The 18309-nt window shown below is 56.9% G+C and carries 12 protein-coding genes; 3 read left to right on the top strand and 9 right to left on the bottom strand.

Features of this window, described 5'->3' with window-relative positions:
- Positions 1 to 77 precede the first annotated feature (77 nt).
- The 3 genes from HDF15_RS16670 (at position 78) to HDF15_RS16660 (ending at position 4248) form a co-directional block, all read left to right on the top strand.
- Positions 78 to 728, top strand: a complete 651-nt coding sequence (locus HDF15_RS16670; protein ID WP_184257532.1) for a DUF1345 domain-containing protein — start codon at positions 78 to 80, stop codon at positions 726 to 728.
- A gap of 423 nt (positions 729 to 1151) precedes the next feature.
- The gene (locus HDF15_RS16665; protein ID WP_311733130.1) at positions 1152 to 2900 is read left to right on the top strand and encodes an ABC transporter permease subunit; all 1749 of its coding nucleotides are present in this window, start codon (positions 1152 to 1154) and stop codon (positions 2898 to 2900) included.
- A gap of 13 nt (positions 2901 to 2913) precedes the next feature.
- Positions 2914 to 4248, top strand: coding sequence for a nitrate/sulfonate/bicarbonate ABC transporter ATP-binding protein (locus tag HDF15_RS16660; RefSeq protein WP_184257531.1), 1335 nt, complete (start codon positions 2914 to 2916; stop codon positions 4246 to 4248).
- 113 nt (positions 4249 to 4361) lie between these two features.
- On the opposite strand, the gene HDF15_RS16655 is transcribed toward HDF15_RS16660, so the two are convergent.
- The 9 genes from HDF15_RS16655 to dnaA form a co-directional block, all read right to left on the bottom strand.
- Positions 4362 to 5369, bottom strand: a complete 1008-nt coding sequence (locus HDF15_RS16655; RefSeq protein ID WP_184257529.1) for a zinc-binding alcohol dehydrogenase family protein — start codon at positions 5367 to 5369, stop codon at positions 4362 to 4364.
- A gap of 37 nt (positions 5370 to 5406) precedes the next feature.
- Positions 5407 to 6378, bottom strand: a complete 972-nt coding sequence (locus HDF15_RS16650; protein ID WP_184257527.1) for an aldo/keto reductase — start codon at positions 6376 to 6378, stop codon at positions 5407 to 5409.
- A gap of 37 nt (positions 6379 to 6415) precedes the next feature.
- Positions 6416 to 6787 (bottom strand): L-rhamnose mutarotase, encoded by a 372-nt coding sequence (locus HDF15_RS16645; RefSeq protein ID WP_184257525.1) that lies wholly within the window; start codon positions 6785 to 6787, stop codon positions 6416 to 6418.
- A 72-nt stretch (positions 6788 to 6859) separates the two neighbouring features.
- Complete coding sequence (locus HDF15_RS16640; RefSeq protein WP_184257523.1) at positions 6860 to 8413, bottom strand: alpha-L-fucosidase; 1554 nt, start codon at positions 8411 to 8413, stop codon at positions 6860 to 6862.
- A gap of 117 nt (positions 8414 to 8530) precedes the next feature.
- Positions 8531 to 12166 (bottom strand): TonB-dependent receptor, encoded by a 3636-nt coding sequence (locus HDF15_RS16635; protein ID WP_184257521.1) that lies wholly within the window; start codon positions 12164 to 12166, stop codon positions 8531 to 8533.
- 198 nt (positions 12167 to 12364) lie between these two features.
- A complete protein-coding gene (locus HDF15_RS16630) occupies positions 12365 to 13393 on the bottom strand; it encodes a LacI family DNA-binding transcriptional regulator (RefSeq protein WP_221314471.1) in 1029 nt (342 codons plus the stop codon).
- 339 nt (positions 13394 to 13732) lie between these two features.
- Positions 13733 to 14902, bottom strand: coding sequence for a DNA polymerase III subunit beta (dnaN, locus tag HDF15_RS16625; protein WP_184257517.1), 1170 nt, complete (start codon positions 14900 to 14902; stop codon positions 13733 to 13735).
- A gap of 908 nt (positions 14903 to 15810) precedes the next feature.
- Positions 15811 to 16254 carry an REP-associated tyrosine transposase gene (locus HDF15_RS16620; protein ID WP_184257515.1) on the bottom strand — a complete coding sequence of 148 codons (444 nt, stop codon included), beginning with the start codon at positions 16252 to 16254 and terminating at the stop codon, positions 15811 to 15813.
- A 197-nt stretch (positions 16255 to 16451) separates the two neighbouring features.
- Positions 16452 to 17876, bottom strand: a complete 1425-nt coding sequence (dnaA, locus tag HDF15_RS16615) for a chromosomal replication initiator protein DnaA (protein ID WP_184257513.1) — start codon at positions 17874 to 17876, stop codon at positions 16452 to 16454.
- Positions 17877 to 18309 lie beyond the last annotated feature (433 nt).

The raw sequence follows: 18309 nt of genomic DNA, 5'->3' as shown, positions 1-18309 counted from the left end.
AACTCAGTTCTCCCCATGTGCCGGGAGGAAGGATCAGTCCCGGCCGGTTTAAACGTTCTATCGATGAAGACACCTTGATGACAACGCGTTCTATCCATCTGGAACCACGCTGGCCCGCGCTGCTGGCTCTCCTTGCTGTCGGCGGTCTGCGTCTGGCCTTGCCGGAGTCTCTGTCCGTAGGGCCAGGCTGGCTCCTGATCCCTATCGTGGCGGGACTTACCATCCCTACGGTATTGGCACGACTTCATGGAGATAACCGTCTCAACCAGGTCCTGGGGTATCTGATGGTCTCCATCGTGACCGTGGACATGGTTTGGTCGTTGGGACTTCTTCTCCTAGCCCTTCCCTCGCATAAGGAGACGCCGAAAGAGCTTTTGATCTCCGCTGCTGCGCTATGGATCACGAACATTCTCGTCTTCGCATCGTGGTATTGGCGTCTGGATGCGGGAGGGCCTCGTGCACGCGAACTGCGCGGAGTTCATACCGATGGAGCTTTTCTGTTTCCGCAGATGACCCTCGATCAACAGTCGAAACGAGTCATGGGGGAGCAATGCTGGAGTCCCGGTTTTATCGACTACCTGTTTCTGGCGTTCAATACCAGCACGGCTTTTTCGCCCACCGATACTCCCGTTCTGTCATCCTGGGCAAAGGTCATGGTGATGATACAGGCACTCATCTCCTTCACGACGGTGGCCCTCCTGGCGGCGCGGGCCGTCAATATTCTTTAGCCACTTGCTTTCATCCCCCACAAGATCGTCATCCTGAGCGGAGCGCCTCGCGTTTTTTGCGAGGCGCGGAGTCGAAGGACCCCGAAAGTCTTTATCTCGCCCATGATGTTGGAACCTTTCCAGTACGAAAGCCCAGGCTCAGGCGCATGGGGTAGAAAAGGTGCGAGGGGCATGCGCAGGATTGCAACCTTCGGGGTCCTTCGACTCCGCGTCCCAAAGACCGGGACGCTTCGCTCAGGATGACGTCTCTGTGGGGGGACGTAAACAAAACGGTAGGGGTGCATAAATCCTGACCTCCTTAGGAACGAATAGAGTTGAATCGTGCGTCTTTGACATAGAGATACGTTTTGCGGGAACGCAACATGGCTTTGGTATCCTTTTCCGACGCACCGAGCAAATTCGGAGAGGAAGGTCAACAGGGCCGTGAAATTTTCCCGTATACCGCAGTTCGGTCTTGGCTTTCGGACTGAATCGGACTCGCAACCCTCCTTCGCTGCCGCCGATATCGCGGTGGGCCTCGGGACACTCGTGTTGCTGTATGTGGCCGCACGCGTAGGCGCTGAATCGCTCGTCAAGTTCAGTCCGCCGGATGTCATTCCAACGATCAGCCTGGACCCGCGCAATCTTCCGAATTACGCTGCTCGCTCCACGTTGCGAATGTTCATTGCACTGGGATTCTCAACCCTCTTCACCTTCGTCTACGGCTATGCCGCCGCACGAAGCCGGCGAGCGGAGAAGGTCCTCATCCCGCTGCTGGATATCCTTCAGTCCGTCCCGGTGCTCGGCTTCCTCTCCGTCACAGTGACGTTGTTTATTGCGATGTTCAGGGGCAGCCTGCTTGGCCTCGAAGCCGCCTCCATCTTTGCCATCTTCACAGGCCAGGCCTGGAACATGGCCTTTTCGTTCTACCAGTCCCTCCGCACGGTTCCGGCCGAGATGGACGAGATGGTAACGCTCTACGGCCTCTCCAAGTGGGAGCGGTTCACGCGGCTGGAACTGCCTTCTTCCGTGATCGGCCTGGTGTGGAACGGCATGATGAGCTTCGGCGGCGGATGGTTCTTCCTCGCTGCCAGCGAATCGATCAGCGTATTGAACCGGCAATACACGCTCCCTGGGCTGGGTTCGTATGTCGCCTCCGCCATTGCCGCTCGCGACCTGCACGCAGTCGCCTGGGCTGTTGTGACGATGATCATTCTGGTCCTGCTGATCGACCAGTTCTTCTGGAAGCCGCTGGTCACGATTGCCGATCGTTACAAGCTGGAGTTGAGCGCCGGTGAAGAACGCCGCTTCTGGGTCGTTGACCTTTGGCGTGCCGCATCCCTTCCCGCTCTCTTTGAACGCATCCTGGGCCCGTCTCTGATCAGGCTGGACCGGCTGTTCTCCAACCTCACGAGAGTAAGGCCGCACGCGGGGCACACGAGCCCGTCGAAGACTGCGGATAGAGTCTTCAACGTTGTAGTTTCATTGCTGGCCCTGGGGATGATCATTGCCGCCGTTCGCTTCATCCTTTCGAGTGTCGGCATGGCCGAGGTCGGCCACGCCGCTCTGCTCGGGCTGGCAACCGGAGCCAGGGTGCTGGCGCTGCTGGTCTTGAGCACCCTTATCTGGACCCCCATCGGCGTTGCCATCGGCTTCAATCCCAGGCTCGCGCGCCTGTCTCAGCCGCTGGTACAGATCTGCGCTTCCTTCCCGGCGAACTTCCTCTTTCCGTTTGCGACGCTCATCTTCATCCGGTTGGGAATCCACCTGAACTGGGGCAGCATGTTGTTGATGGCCCTTGGAGCACAGTGGTATCTGCTGTTCAATGTCATTGGCGGAGCGCAGTCCGTCCCCAACGATCTGCGCGAGATGGCCACCAGCATCGGCCTTCGCGGCTTCCGCAAATGGAAGTTCCTCATCGGCCCGAGCATCTTCGGTTCCTGGGTCACGGGCGCCATCACCGCTTCAGGCGGAGCCTGGAATGCGAGCATTGTGGCCGAGATCGTCTCCTGGGGACACACAACGCTGAGGGCCGCAGGCCTGGGCGCCTACATCGCTGACGCAACCTCGGTCGGCGACTGGCCGCGCATCGTACTCGGCGTTAGCTTGATGAGCGTGTTCGTCGTCACCTTGAATCGTATTTTGTGGAAGCCGCTCTATCGTCTGGCGCAAACGCGGTTCCAACTTAGTTGATCGGAGAAGCAACATGGCACAAGCCACAACCCTGTTGACGGCCGAACAGGTCTCGAAGACATTCCCACTCTCCGCAGGTGGAGAGCAGACAGTTCTTGAGACCGTCTCGCTCAACGTTGCCCCCAGTGAAGTCGTAGCACTCCTCGGACGCAGCGGCTCCGGCAAGAGCACACTACTGCGCATCCTGGCGGGGCTCATTGAACCGAGCACCGGCACCGTGACGCGTCACGGTGTGCTTCTGCGGGGACCGAACCCGGACGTCGCGATGGTCTTTCAGAGCTTCGCGCTACTCCCCTGGCTGACCGTCCAGGAAAATGCCGAGCTTGGGCTGACTGCCCGTGGAGTCTCCAAAGAGACCGCGGAGAAGGAAGCCATGCACGCTCTGCAGATGGTCGGTCTGGAAGGGTTTGAAGGAGCGTATCCGAAGGAGCTTTCGGGTGGAATGCGCCAGCGTGTCGGATTCGCCCGGGCGTTCGTCATGAAGCCGGATGTGCTGATGATGGATGAACCCTTCAGCGCCCTCGACGTCCTCACCGCAGAGAACCTTCGCGGTGAAATCAGCGATCTATGGGAGAAGGGCTCGTTCCCCTCCAAGAGCATTCTGCTGGTCACGCACAACATCGAGGAGGCCATCCTTCTCGCCGATCGAATCGTGATCCTCGGCACGAATCCGGGGCGTATTCGCGGAGAAGTCCGAGTCGACATTCCGCGTCCCAGAGATAAGAACGGACCTCGCTTTCGCGCGCTCGTGGATCACGTATATACCGTGATGACGAACCCCGAAGCGGCGGTAGAAGAGATCCCTGCGGCAACCGCGAAGCCAACGAAGCGCTTCCCCATGCTGCCGCATGCACGTTCGGGAGGCATCAGCGGCCTGCTGGAGATCATCCACGATCGCGGTGGCCGCGAGGACCTGCCGCAACTCGCAAATGACCTGCGGTTGGAGATCGACGACCTGTTGCCGGCCGTCGATGCGTCAGCTCTCCTCGGCTTTGCCAGCGTTGCGGAAGGCGATGTAATCCTCACGGACACAGGAAAAGAGTTCGCTACCGCCGGCGTTCACCGCAGCCACGAGATCTTCAAGGAACAGCTCCTCAGCCGCGTCCCTCTCACCGCAACCGTCCTGCGAGTGCTGGAAGAAAAGCGCGATGGGCGTATCGGCAAAGAGTTTCTGTTGGACATTCTGGATGAACACTTCTCGGATGAGGAAGCGGAGAAGCAATTTCAAACGCTCATCGACTGGGGCCGCTACGCGCACCTCTTCGAATACGACGCGGATGAAGAACGCCTCTATCTCGCCGAGCCGGAAGAGGACGCCACCGAACTGGATTCTCCCTCCGCTGTCTAAACGCCAGGGCGTGTCATCAAATTCGCAGATTCAAGCTTCTTTCACCCCGAGCTCCCTTCCTGAACGTTGAAGCCGTTCACCGGTCTACCATTTAGGCATGCCCCGTGTTCCCATCATTCGGCGACCCGGACCAGGATTTTTGTGACAGTCTCGGGTTGGGCCGCCCAATGGGCAAACTTTAGAGGTGCCTCCTCCATACCAACAACGGCACTGATAGTGCGCGCGACCGGAAACATGCCCGATTCGAGCATCGCGATGACCTCTCGAAAATTCTCCGGGAGAGCGTTTCGGGAGCCGAGGATGTCGAGCTCCTTCTGCACGAATAGTTTTGTTTCGTAGTCCACCGGCTGTTTGGCATAGCCGATGTAAACGACACGGCCTGTAAAGGCCACTTGCTCTACTGCAGCACGAAAGGTTTGCGGAAGCCCGATCGCCTCGATGATCACATCGGGACCTTTGCCGTTTGTGAGTTCCATCAACCTCGCGGTCACGTCATCGTATTTCGTATGGAGGATGTGCGCGGCTCCCGCCGCCTGAGCCGTATTAAGTTTTTCCTCATCCTGATCGATCGCAATCGTCTGTGCACCACGAAAGGCGGCTCCAGCAATCGCCCCTAGTCCGACGCCACCGCAACCATAAACGGCCACCACATCTTGTGCGGTTACACGGCCTCGGGCTATAGCATGGAAGCCCACCGTAAGCGGTTCCACCAGGCAGAGTTCTCGCAGGGACAGTTTCGACGAGGCGTACAGTTTGTCTTCGGGAACACGGAGCCATTCCACAAGTGCGCCATCCCGTTGCACGCCAAAGGTCTCATTGCACTGGCAAGCGTTAAACCGTCCACGAATGCAGGCCGCGCAAGTTCCGCAATGGGTATAAGGAGAAACCATGACCCTTGTGCCAGGCGCGTACAGAGAGCTTCCTTCCATCACCGTTCCAGCGATCTCATGCCCGAGAATTCTCGGATAAGAGACCATCGGATTGTTGCCTCGATAGCTATTCAGATCCGAGCCGCAGAGGCCGACCATCTCAACCTTTAACAACACGCCGTCCTCCCCGGTTAACTCGGGAACATCGACGATCGATAATTTGCCTGGCGAGAGTAGCGATAACGCTCTCATGGCTTACCCTTTCTGCAGCAGGTTCCGATCCGCTCAATCATCGTGGCTCCAATGAGAGCGAGTCGTGACCGAGTGCGCGATCCTGGTTTTGCGGCCTGCCCTGTGGCCATGCAGCGTTATGGACAGGACGTATGGATTCTGTGATCGCTGCGAGCAGATCTTTCTCTGGTTGTAATTCCAAGGCTGCGCAACTGCTTGCTACCTCTGCGGCATTCGCCATCCCAACCAGCGTGCTGGCTTTTACAGGGTGTTGAAGACACTTCCAGACTGCGAGTGTCGCTGGATCAATACTTCTCCCTCTGCACTCCGCCACCACAGACCGCGCGACCGCACGGATCGTCTCGGGAGCCGGATGCCACTCTGGAATCGGGCCACCACCAAGCAGTCCCATATGCAAAGGAGACGCATTGATCAGACCAACACCCTTTGCTTGTGTGGCCGGCGTCAGAAGAGCATCCATATCGTTTGCAAACAGATTCCAGTGGCAGTAGTTGAGGACAGAATCCACTGGATGGCTCTGCACGATTTGTGCAAGCAGACCAGGCCAGTATCCAGTGATCCCGATGAATCGCGCTTTCCCCTCACGTTTTAGCTCTGCAAGAGCGGGTAGCGTCTCATGGATAATCTGCTCAACGTCACCAAATTCGACGTCATGCGCCTGCAACAGATCAACAGAATCGGTCCGCAGGCGTCGCAGGGATGCTTCTACCTGCGACCTTATCCCTTTTGCCGAAAAATCGAAGTCGTCTGTGCCGTGACGTCCACACTTGGTTGCAAGCACAACATTCTTTCGGTGCGGTTCCAGGGCGATCCCGAGCCGCTCCTCTGCTAAGCCCGATCCATAGTAAGGAGAGACATCAAAGAAGTTGATACCCCTGTCGATCGCCGCACCGATCAACACCGCATCACCCGAACGAGACACAGGCCCAAACACATCGCCAAGGAGAGACGCGCCAAAGCCGATGGAGGAGAGGGAAACTCCGGTATTTCCGAGAACTCGATATCGCATCGTTACTGCCTGCCTCTAGGGTTAACGTTTACCTAAATCAGCCTGTTTTGTCCATCGGCCAGGGGTGAACCTGGTTCTGTTCAAGTTGATAGATCTTGGTAAGAGGAAGCCAACGTGCCGTTGGATCGCCTTCTTCATCGACGTCTTGGAAGCGGCTCATCAAACGTTCCCACTCCATGACTGCCGGATTTTCCCGATCCATCTTTGCTTTGCGCTCCGGCGTGAATCCATCCGTCGTATCCATGATCATGAACAACTGGTTTCCCGTAAGGAAGATCTGCATATCGAGAATACCGGCATCACGAATGCTCTTATGAATCTCCGGGCGTCCATGGCGATGCAACTCTACGTACTCAGCAATGAGTTTTGGGTCGGAGCGTAGCTTAAGCGTGAAACAGAATCTCTGCATGGGCCTTCACTGGATGAAACGAAATTTGTTGCCGCCCGGCTTGGGAGCCGGTCAAGATACGACTGCAGTTCGCTACAAGGGCATCATCCCGCGAACCCGGAGACAGTACGGAAATACCGTAAGAGCTTGCGCTGGTATCTGCACCTCAAGAGCCGTGTCGGTCTGCTCGAAACGCAGAGGAGTTGAATCTCCCATGAGTTGCACCTGATCGACTTTTGCGAGCCCGACTCTCAGGCTTTTGATCTTCGCTCGCCCTGCAGGTGGTTTAAAACCAAAGGCATAGAGATTCCCGCCACTGGTCGTGAAGCGAAAGTCTTCTTCCGTGAGCGGTGCGGGACGCCTTGCTTGAATTCGCGGACCTGCCTGAGCAGTCGATCCACCCTTCCAGTTGCCCGGTGCTTCTGCGGGTGTAGAAGGGCCTTCGCCCATCACCCTCCACGGATGACTTCCATAAACTCCTTCTCCATGGACACGTAACCATTCGCCTACGCTACGCAGCACCTGTTGCTGCTGTTCGGGAATGCTTCCGTCACCTTGCGGTGAAATGTTCAGCAGCAGATTGCCGCCCATACTGGACATTTCGATAAGCTCACGAATAATGCTGTCAGCAGGCCGGATCGTCATTCCGTCTGTATAGCCCCACGTGTTGCCGAGCGCGTCGTCGCATTGCCAGCCCGCTGCCGGATAGATCCAGTTTGGAGCGCGTTGAGCCTTCTCAAAATCCTGAACGCTGCCGAAGAGATAGGCCACATCTTTGGTCGCCAGGGTCGCCTGCTTCTTCCACTGGAGTGCGCGGTTGTAGTAATAAGCGGCAGCGCGCAGCTTCACGTCGTCATATTCGCGGGGATTGACCCCATTATCGAAATAGATCATCTGCGGCTCGTATTTGTCGACGAGCTCTTGCACACGTGCGAGCCAATCCTCCTGGAACTCCCTGGAGGCATTCCCTTCATTCATGTCTCCGGGGATCGGTGGGCCATAAAACCCTGCATACTTCGGATCGAACTGATCGTTTGGCACGCCGTCCGCCGGATACGCAAAATCATGGTGTTCCATTCGATGGCTGGAGACGCCGAAGATCATGCCCTGCTGCCTGACGGCCCCGGCCAGCTCGCCGATAAGATCACGCTTCGGTCCCATCTTGCCGGCGCACCAGGGAGTGATCTCGCTGTTCCACATCGCGAACCCGTCATGATGTTCCGCAACCGGTACGACATATCGAGCTCCAGCCTGCTTGAATAAGGAAGCCCATTCTGTTGGCTGATACTTTGGGACTGTAAAAAATGGGATGAAGTCCTTATAGCCGAATTTGTCAGGCGGACCATAGTGCTTCGTATGCCATTCCACGTCGGTTGTGTACATGTGACGGATGTACCACTCGTTGATGTGAGCCGGGATGGAATACAGTCCCCAATGAATAAAAATGCCGAACTTAGCTTCATTAAGCCATGCCGGGGTGACGTAGTGATCTCTCAGAGATTCCCAGGTCGGCTTGAATGCGCCATCGATCATCGGTTTTGCGGTGGCGTAGGCATCTGGCGCGCCTGCGGGAGCTCCTTTCTGCGCGAAGACAGTAGTGTTCCCCATCGCGGCCGCCATCGATGCTGCGACCGTTCCTTTGATCATGAACTCTCTCCGGGTAAGCCCGTTCACAACTTGCTCCGCCATAATTCCTTTCACGTTTGAAGCTCAAGGGTTGAGATGTTTGCGTGGATGCAGTAGATCCCAGTGCGGTCAGCTGCACTAAAAATCAAGTCGGGCGGAGAACTGGGCGCGCCGCGAGCTGTTTGCCTGTCCGGTCACGGTGCCGAATGCATTCGAACTCCCACTGGTACTGTTGGGAATCGCGCTCGAGAAGGATACGCCCGGTGAACTGTAGTCGACGTGGTTGTCCACATTGAAGAGGCTCGCTTCGAAGGTGAACTTCAGGCGTTCCCAGATCCCGAAAGCGCGCCGTAAGCTGAGTGACTCGTCATAGTTTCCTGGGCCACGCAGCCCATAGGCGTAGGTACGTGGGGCATTCCCGAGCGTATAGGCTGCAGGCACGGAAAACGCCGTGGGATCGATGTACTGAGTCGTCGAAGCCGTAGGGCCCTTTCGTCCCCAGCCACCGTTGATGCGGATCGGACCTGTGTGTGCCGGATTCAGGTTCGGCATGCAGGTGCCTCCGAACGGCATGTTGCAGCCGCTCGCAGTGATCGCGAGAGGTAGTCCCGCCTGGTGCTGAAGGATGGTCGAGAGTGTCCAGTTCTTCACCAGTTGGCGTTCGATCCAGGGCCCGCTCTTTCCAAAGGGAGCATTGTAGACAGCGTATAAGGAGATCCGGTTGGGAATGTCTACGCTCGCGCTCGGAGAACGTTCAACGTAGCCCGCGGGGATACCGTTTACGCCATACGCAGAACGGCTCGTACCGGTATCATCCATCGTCTTCGCCCAGGTATATGCGAGGCCATAGTTCAATCCCCAGCGCTGCTGTTGCGTCAATTGGATCTGGAGAGCATTGTAGGTCGACGTCCCAACGTTCCCCCAGATGTCGGAGAAGCCGTTGTATTGAGCAAAGGGCCTCAACGCCTGCCCGATCGACGCACTCGGAGAGTAGTTCGCGGAGGGCAGCTTGAACGATGGCAGAATCTTCTGCGCCGCCGCAACATTTGCCGCACTCGCTGAGGCCGTCAGCAAGCTGCCGAGCGCGTAATACTGCGGATCGAGCTGATTCGAATAGATTCCCCTTCCAATACTGGTGGGAAGGAACTTGCCGTTGGCGCCAGCATAGTCGGCGCTGAGGGTGAGCCCTTCCATCAACTGCCGCTGCAGACCGAAATTGAAATTTTCCGAATAGGGGCTGCGTTTACTGAGGTAGGGGTCGGCGTAGGTCACGGTGACCGGCGTGCTGTAGGCAGCGGTGGTGGTATAGCCAGTGCCGTAAGCAGGATCGATGCTCGGAGGAAGAGTGTAGGAAGGAAGCGCGCTATTTGTGCTGTCGAGATAGAACGCGGGAGTGATGCCGCCGTTCGTGGTGGACGGGGATGATCCTCCATTGAACCCAAGTTGGCCAGACCCTGACGACGCGTTTGCGCGGCCCCCGACACCACCACCATGTGTGAAGGTCAGGGAGAATCCGCCCCTGAGGATAGTCTTGGGATCGATCGCATACGCGAATCCAAACCTTGGTCCAAAGTTCTTGTACCAGATCTGTACTGGACGGGTGCAGTTGCAATAGATCGACGGATCGCCATTGCCACCGAATCGTAAGGCACCCGGTGTTCCCGTAACCGGGTTGATTGCGGCAAGGCTTAGATAAGAGAAACGATTTTCTGTCTCTCGCCAGGGCGTAAAGAGATCCCAGCGCAAACCAGCGTTGACGGTCAACTTTCTCGTCAGCTTGATGTCGTCCTGCACATAGGGAGAAAAGTTCATATATCGGCTGTAGATCGTGGCTGCGGGTCGGTTATCGGTGATTCCTGCGCCGTCAACAGCCCCGATGAGAAAGCTTGCATAGCCGCCGCCTTGTTTCGTGTTCAACGTCGCGCTGTTCGGGTTGAAACCCGCTGTCTCGTTGTTCGAGTAAGACAACGATAGATAGGTTCCTGTATCGATCGACGTGTTATTCGATTCCTGCCATTGCACCTCACCGCCGGCGCTAATCGAGTGGATACCTTTGACTGTCTGAAACGAGTCCACGATGTGGAACACATTCACCGGATTACGGAGCGCGGTGTCCGACTGCGTCCATGAAGTTGGAGCGTTCGATCCGCCGAATGTAGTCCGGGGAAATGAGTCGGATGCCTGTCCGGCAGGAACGTTCGTGATGCCCGCAGCCGAAGCCCACCACTTCGGGTCCGCCGCACTGGGGTTCGTATTGCCGACTCCGTCGAAGCTTCCAGCATTGAACGCATAGGTAAGCCGATTGACAGTATGATCGCTGATCGTCCACGTATCAGAGACCATAGCCGTCAGATTGTTTTGGGTGTTGCCGACAGTCGAAAGATAAGGCTGTGGCAGACCGCTCGCATCACAACATGCCGGGTTCGCAACGCGGCCACCTTCGAGGAAGAGAATCGAGATGCGGTGCCTCTTGATGAGATCGAGGTCCACCTTCGTGCTGTACCTCGGGTAGTTGAAACCAGTGTTGAACCCGCCAAGATAGTTGTTTACAAGATTGCCATTACTCGGGGTCGGCAGGAACTGCTGCATATATTGAGAAATTGGCGATAGACGTGCCGGGTCAATCACGTTTGCCTGACCCTTGTAAGAGAATTGGCCGCGCGTGCAGACGTTCGGCGTGCCCCCACACACGGTGCTCTTAGGGTCATACACAGGCTGACCGGCTGCCGCCAGTTCCGTGAAGTTGCCCTGCCGCTCAAGAACGGTTGGGACGGTCTGATAGGACGGGTTCGTTCCCGAAAGAAAGCGCGTGTTGTCGTAGGAAAAGAAGAAAAAGATCTTGTCCTTGAAATGTGGGATATAACCACCGAACGTGCCGCCAAACTCATTGTTGTGCTCCACCGGCTTTATCGGAGCACCAGTGATCGCATTGATACTGTGCTTGGCGAACGTCCCCCAGGCATCCAAGGCTGTGTTCCGGAAGTATTCGAACAAGGCACCGTGATACACATTGGTTCCCGACTTATGAACATAGTTCTGCAGACCCACACCTTGATACGCGGCAGAAACACTGCTCGTTTGGGCATTGAACTGGTCGACTGCATCCACTGAAAAGGTACTGTGAACGACCGCCCAATCACTCTGTTGGTTCACATCATCCATCGCCACGCCGTCGACATAAGTCTCGTTTAGATTGGCCTGCCCACCGTTGAAGTTGAGGACACCGCCGCTTCCGGTGACTCCAGGCGTCAGCGCTACAAAGCCCGTTGGATCTCGGGGCTGGTTTCCGAGCTGCAGAGGAAGGGCGCGGTAAGTATCGCTCTCAATCGTGCTGCCTAGCGTCGCGTTTGTCGTGTTCAGTTGCGGTGGCGCGGTCGTCACCGTCACTACGGAATCCGCAGATCCAATCTCCAGCTCGAAATCCAAACCCACAACCTGGATCGCGTCGACGACGACCTTGTCATGAGTGAACGTCTTGAAGCCTGGAGCTGCGACCGTGACTCGATAGGTTCCTGGATCGATTGCCGCTATGGCATAGAAGCCATCACGGGTCGCCTTCTGTTGTCGCACGACGTTGGTGTTCACTTCAGTAGCCGTCACCATGGCTTCCGGGACCAGGGCACCGCTTGGATCGGTAATTGTTCCTTGAATCGTTCCGCGACCACTCGCTTGTGCAATCACTGAATCAGGGGAGAGCAATAGACAGATAAGCACCCCCACGATGGAGAAAGGTGTGACGGCCTGACGAAGTTGATGAAGCAGGGAGCGAATCATGCGTAGTCCTCTTGAGATGCGGAGGTAAGCGCTACATTAGCTCTAGGTTAGCGTTTACCTTAAATTGTTGACGCAGCGGATAGTGCGCCGCTCAAACCATGCTTGTCAAGAGGAAATTGTTTTCCTATGAACTTTCCGTCACGTGAGGTTGTTCTTGAGGCTCAATTCCACGTAGTACTTTAAAGTACGTGGGGGGAGCTACTTCGTGACAGCGAGGGGTAGTTTCCGGGTGGATTCGCCCTGGATCAGACGTGAGGGCACAATGACTTCCAGCTTTTTACCGGAGCTGTTCGATTGCCGTCCTTCGATCATCTTCAGCGCAGCGCGCGCGGATTCCTGCCCGAGCCGTGCTGTGTCTTGATCGATTGAGGTCAGAGGGACTCGCATGAACTCGTTCAAGCGAAGGTACCCGCACCCCACCACTCCAAGATCCTGAGGCACTCGAAGCCCTGCTTCGAGTGCTGAATGAACCACACCATAAGCAGTCGTGTCGTTGTAACAAAACACGGCATCAGGCCGCTGCGCGTTCTGCAAAAGCTTACGCATAGCTGCAGCCGCATATCGATGGGACGCTTCTTCGTTTTGCGGCAGGGTGACCACCAAACTCTTGATGAACCGGATGCGTGCCTCCTTGAGAGCGTTTCGATAGCCTGTCTCCCGATCCACGCTGGAACTCAGGCTCGACCCGCCAATGTAGGCGATCCTCTTGTATCCGCCGGCGATCAGATGCCCCGTCGCAATTTCGCCCGCCATCACATCGTCCGTACCGACAAATGCACCACTTGCAACCCCATCGATCTTGCGATCCAGGAGGATGACGGGTCTCTCTTTAGCTGTACGACACAGCACAGGCGAATCCGCTTCGCAGGAAGCGATGACCAAAGCGTCTACGTTTCTAGCCGACATCTGCCGCACTTCTTCTCGTTCCAGAGCCGAGTCGTCTCGCGAGGAAGAAATAATTAGTCCATAGCCATGCGGTCGTAGCGTTTCCAGCAGACTCGCAGCCACTTCAGAGAAGAAGCTATGCATCAGCTCCGGGACGATAAGACCGACAATCCTGGAATGTCCGGTCACCAGTTCCTTGGCGGCCAGATTCGGAAGATAGCCAAGACGTTCAGCACACGCCAAAACACGCTTGCTGGTGTGCTCGCTGATACTCTTGTTTCCGTTCAGTACCTTGGACACCGTCACCACGGATACTCCAACGGCGGCGGCGATGTCTTTCATCTTTGGCGGCATAGTCTAGGGTGCAGTTTACCGCAGGCATCCTTATCCAACGCTTCGTTGCGGCGACTCAAGGTGTGATCCTTATTGAGCTGCGGGCTAGCTCATCGACTCCATTTGTGATCAATGCAATCAACTAAATCCTGGTGATTTGGAGCAACGCCTAGGGCACCAATCCTCTTCTTTTGTCCGACGAGCAGGCAGCCGGTCCGAAAATCCGCAATGAAAGTCTATGCCTTGCTCTATTCCACGCGGAATGTTTTGTTCAAGCAAAAAATAACCCATAAGTTGGCCAAATGGCCAACTTATGGGTTATTTTTCATCTCATCTCACGCGTAGTGCTCAGATACGCATCGGCATCAGGATGTAGCGATACTTCACATCCTCGTTGCCATCTTCCGGCCGCATCTGGCCGGCTGACTGCGCATCCTTGAACTCCAGCCGCACTTCGCCGGTCACTCCGGTCGCGCGCAGGAAGTCCACCAGGTACGAGCTGTTGAAGCCGACCACGAGAGGATCGTAGTTATACGGCGTCTCGATGATGTCTTCCGACTCGCCCGCATCCGTCGACTGCGCCGAGAGCTTCAGCTCGTTCTGCTCCAGGCGAATCTTGATTGCGCCCGAACGCTCGTCCGCGAACTGGGCGACGCGCTGAATCGACGACATCAGGTCTTCCGAGCGCACGATGACGAACTTCGTGTTGTCGCGCGGCAGCACGGCCTCGTAGTTGGGGAACTGCCCGGTCAGCTTGCGGCTGGTCAGCACGCGTCCGCCGATGCGGAAGAACAGCGACTGCTCGTCGTCGGCGAACTCCACGAAGTCCGTCTCCGACGCGCCCAGAAGCCCGGAGAGCTCGGCCAGCGCCTTGCGGGGGATCAGGGTCTTCTTCTCGCCCGAGATGCCTTCCAGAGCCTCGCCAAGCTTCTCAATGTGCGCCAGGCGATGACCGTCGGTCGCAACCATCGCCATCGACTCGGCCTTCAGCACCAGCAGCGCACCGTTCAGCGTGTAGCGCGACTCTTCGTTCGAGATCGCAAAGATCGTCTTCGCGATCATGTTCTTCAGGCTGGCGGCGTTGATCTTGAACACGCCGACCTCGGGGAACTCAGGCACCTGGGGGAAGTTCGCGCGCGCCATGCCGACCATCTTCGTGTTCGAGCGGCCTGCGCGGATCTGCACCCAGTGGTTGTCCATGAGCTTGATCGAGATGTCGCCCTCGGGCAGCAGCTTGATGTAATCGAACAGCTTGCGGGCAGGGATCGTGCAGGCGCCGGCCTTCTTCACCTTCGCCACGCAGCTCGTCTTCAGCGACTGGTCGAGATCGGTCGCGGTGATCGTGAGCTTGTCGTCGGAGGCCTCGAAGAGAAAGTTCGAGAGGATGGGGATCGTCGTCTTGCGCTCGACGACGGATTGCGCGGCAGTTAGCTCGCGCAACAACTCTGCGCGCGAGACGGTGATCTCAAGATTGCCGGTAGGCGCTGCGACGTCAGGCGTGATGGTGGCGGTGGACACGGTCAGGGTTCTCCCTTGCTGATAGCGCACTCACCCAGTTGCAAACTCCGCTTTCGCTACACCTTCGCGCGGAGTGCGTGGGTTCCCTTGATTCTAGGGCGAATGGGCCCCTTCGTGCGAGCGCTTTTCGGTGTGAATATCCCGGGACGTTTTGTGGGGGACGGGACATCGGCCGAAAGCGCCCGCCAGAACTCTCGTTTGGGGCCTTGACCACGGATGCTGGCGCAAGGGGGGAGGGGCGAGGATGCGGCTCTCGCTTGGACCACCCACCCTGCTGGGAGGCTCCCCGAGAACGCTTCTACAAAACTAGGTGAAAGGGAAAGAATTACTAGTAGTAGTAATCGTTGTGGGTGGAAGAGTGGATATCAGGGCGAAGTGTTTCAGGATCATCACTTGCAGGGTCCACAAGCTTTCCAAAACTCGCCACCGGAAATCGAACAATGCGGACGACCGGGTACGGCTCCGAGGTTAGGTCCATGGTTTTCCCTTTTCTGCACAACCCCTGTCGAGCCACCCCGGCAGACTCTCGTACGCAATGTGCGTAGCGCGCGCAGAACCGCATCAACACAGGCGATAACGCTACCCACTTTACCCACACCCAAACGCGCAGGCAGCGCAAAAGTGGAAAGCTGGGATACGAATGTTGAAGTGTGGAAGAGCCGGTACGGTTTCGGGGAAGCGGCTTGGAGGCGAGGGGTGGGAGGGTGAGAGAGCTAAAGAAGGGTCGTTTCGTATGGAAGTCAGCCGCAGTTATTTAGTAAGAGACAGCTGTTCTGCAGGGAATCAACTTTGTTAATGAGGGGGTCTCAATGGAGGGGCTTCGTTAAGGGCACGGGTTTACCCGTGCCACATCAGTTCACCCCCGCACGCGGCTTTAGCCGCCGAGGTAAGGCGCATAGCGCCAGGCTTTATTCGCTCGCCACAGGCCTCTGCGCGCCCTTCCACGCCGAGGACCACTTGTAATCTTCAGGGGTCTCGCACATACGCTCTTCCACGGGATTCATGTGGATGTATCTTCGTGCTGCCAGAAAGCCTTCTCGATCGCGAGCCCTCTGATCCGTGAAGCTTCGTTGCCATACTGGAAACTTCGATCCCAACCGATGTGAGAAGCCGCCTTTGATGAGTCCTACAGCTCGTTCAAGTGTGATGTTCTGCGGTGTCAACAAAAGATGGACATGTTCCGGCATGACGACGAAATCATGTAAAAGATAGTGTCCCTGGCGTCGATAGTGCTGGAGTGTCTCGACGAAGAGATCGCAGTTCGCAATGACCTGAAACAGGCGCCTGCGATTGTAGGTCGCGGTAGTGACCAGGAACGTTCCTGAGTGAACCGGTCGTGGTGGGATAGACACTGTGCGCGATTTTATCGCGCTTACCTCAGCGGCTAAAGCCGCGTGCGGGGGTGGACTGATGTGGCACGGGTAAACCCGTGCCCTTAACGAAACCCCTCCATCGAACTGAATGCACAACGTATGATTCTTCCACCCCCACAACGCACAAAGGCCGCCCACCCGGGCGGCCTTTGCTCTTCCTACTCGACGATCTCCCACTACCCAAGCGTCTCCATCAGCTTGTTCACCGTACGATTCAGATCCTTATCATTCCTGCGCTGCTCATCGATCTTCGCGATCGAATGCATCACCGTCGTATGGTGCTTGCCGCCGAACTGGCGTCCGATCTCAGGCAGCGAGGCTTCCGTCATCTGCTTGGCCAGGTACATCGCAATCTGCCGCGGCACCACGATCTGCCGCGAGTTATTCTTCTGCTTCAGCTCCGCCACACGCATGCCGAAGTTCTCAGCCACAGCGCGCTGGATCGCTTCGATCGTGATCTTGCGCACCTGCGTGTCGATGAACTGCTTCAGGCACTGCTGCGCCGTCGGCAGCGTGATCTCCACGCCATGCAGCGAGCACCACGCGATCAGACGTACCAGGGCGCCTTCGAGCTCGCGCACGTTGGTACGTACGTTGCCCGCGATGAACAAAGCCACATCCATCGGCAGAACAGTCTGTTCGAGCTCCGCCTTCTTCTGCAGGATCGCAACCTTGGTCTCGAGATCGGGCGGCTGGATGTCGACCACCAGGCCCCACTCAAAGCGCGAGCGCAGACGGTCTTCGAAGTCCGCCAGCTCTTTGGGAGGGCGGTCCGAGGCGATCACAATCTGCTTCATCGACTCGTGCAGCGCATTGAACGTATGGAAGAACTCTTCCTGCGTACGCTCCTTGCCGGCGAGGAACTGGATGTCGTCGATCAGCAGCACATCCACCGTGCGGAACTTGTCACGGAAGCCGGTCATCTTGTCGTAGCGGACCGAGTTGATCATCTCGTTGGTGAACTTCTCACCCGAGACATAGCTGATCGCCGCGTGCGGCTGGCGCAGCTTCACCTGGTGCCCGATGGCCTGCATCAGGTGCGTCTTGCCCATACCCACGCCGCCATAGACGAACAGCGGGTTGTAGGCCTTCGAGGGGCGCTCCGCGACGGCCTGGGCTGCGGCGTGAGCAAACTGGTTGCCGCTGCCGATCACGAAGCTGTCGAACTGATAGCGCGGATTGAGTTGTGCGGCAGTGTTCCAGTCGAAGCGTGACTGCTCCGGCCCGATACCGTTGCCGGTCGGAGCGCCGTTGCGCAGGCTGCGGGGAGCGTTCAGGCTGTGGCTGGGCTGCGGAGCGAATCCGCCATCTTCGCGCAGACGCGCGGCGTTAGGGTCCGGTGGGGGAACCTGAAAGATCACCTGGTCCAGCTCCAGCCCGAGATTGTCGACAGCTTCGCTGATGAGATCGGCATAGCGGTCTCCGACATGCTCAAACTCGGCGGAGGGAATTCGCACGTACAGCGTGCGGTCTGTGATGTGGGAGAAGCGTGTCGGCTTCAGCCATGTTTCAAAGCTTTGCCGGTTGATCTTCTTTTCGAGCGCACCGAGAATGCGGACCCACTGATTCAGAACGGCGGCGGCAACCGGAACAAATGACATTGTGATCGTCTTCCTTAAAATCCATTAGCGTTCGGGAAACCTATTGCAAAAAGTGCTACAAGGACTGCAAAAAGCAAAAAAGAATCGCGCGCCTCCGCAGTAGAAACTGTGGAAGAGTGGCCGTTCCATGATTGCTTTGAAGTCTTCGTCGCCAGAGCGTCGAAGGAGTGAAACAAGAAGATTAGGCCCGGTAAAACTTACCGTGAGGTCCTGAAGACAATCACGGAACGGAGTTGATAGTAGCACGCGAACATGACCCTTCTGACAGGAGATGAGATGCAAATTTTGCAAGATAAGTTGAGTTGCACCAAACCTTGTGAAGAATCGACGCCCCCACCCCGCAGGACTCCCTGCTGTTCATCCTTGAAGGTTCTTTTTCGTCGTCTGCAAGGAATCCGCCACGAATTTCGTTGCCTGTTTTCCTCAGCTCCGG

This window comes from Granulicella mallensis (genome assembly GCF_014203225.1).
Classification (GTDB): domain Bacteria; phylum Acidobacteriota; class Terriglobia; order Terriglobales; family Acidobacteriaceae; genus Granulicella; species Granulicella mallensis_A.
This window is presented reverse-complemented; position numbering and strand designations above follow the sequence as displayed.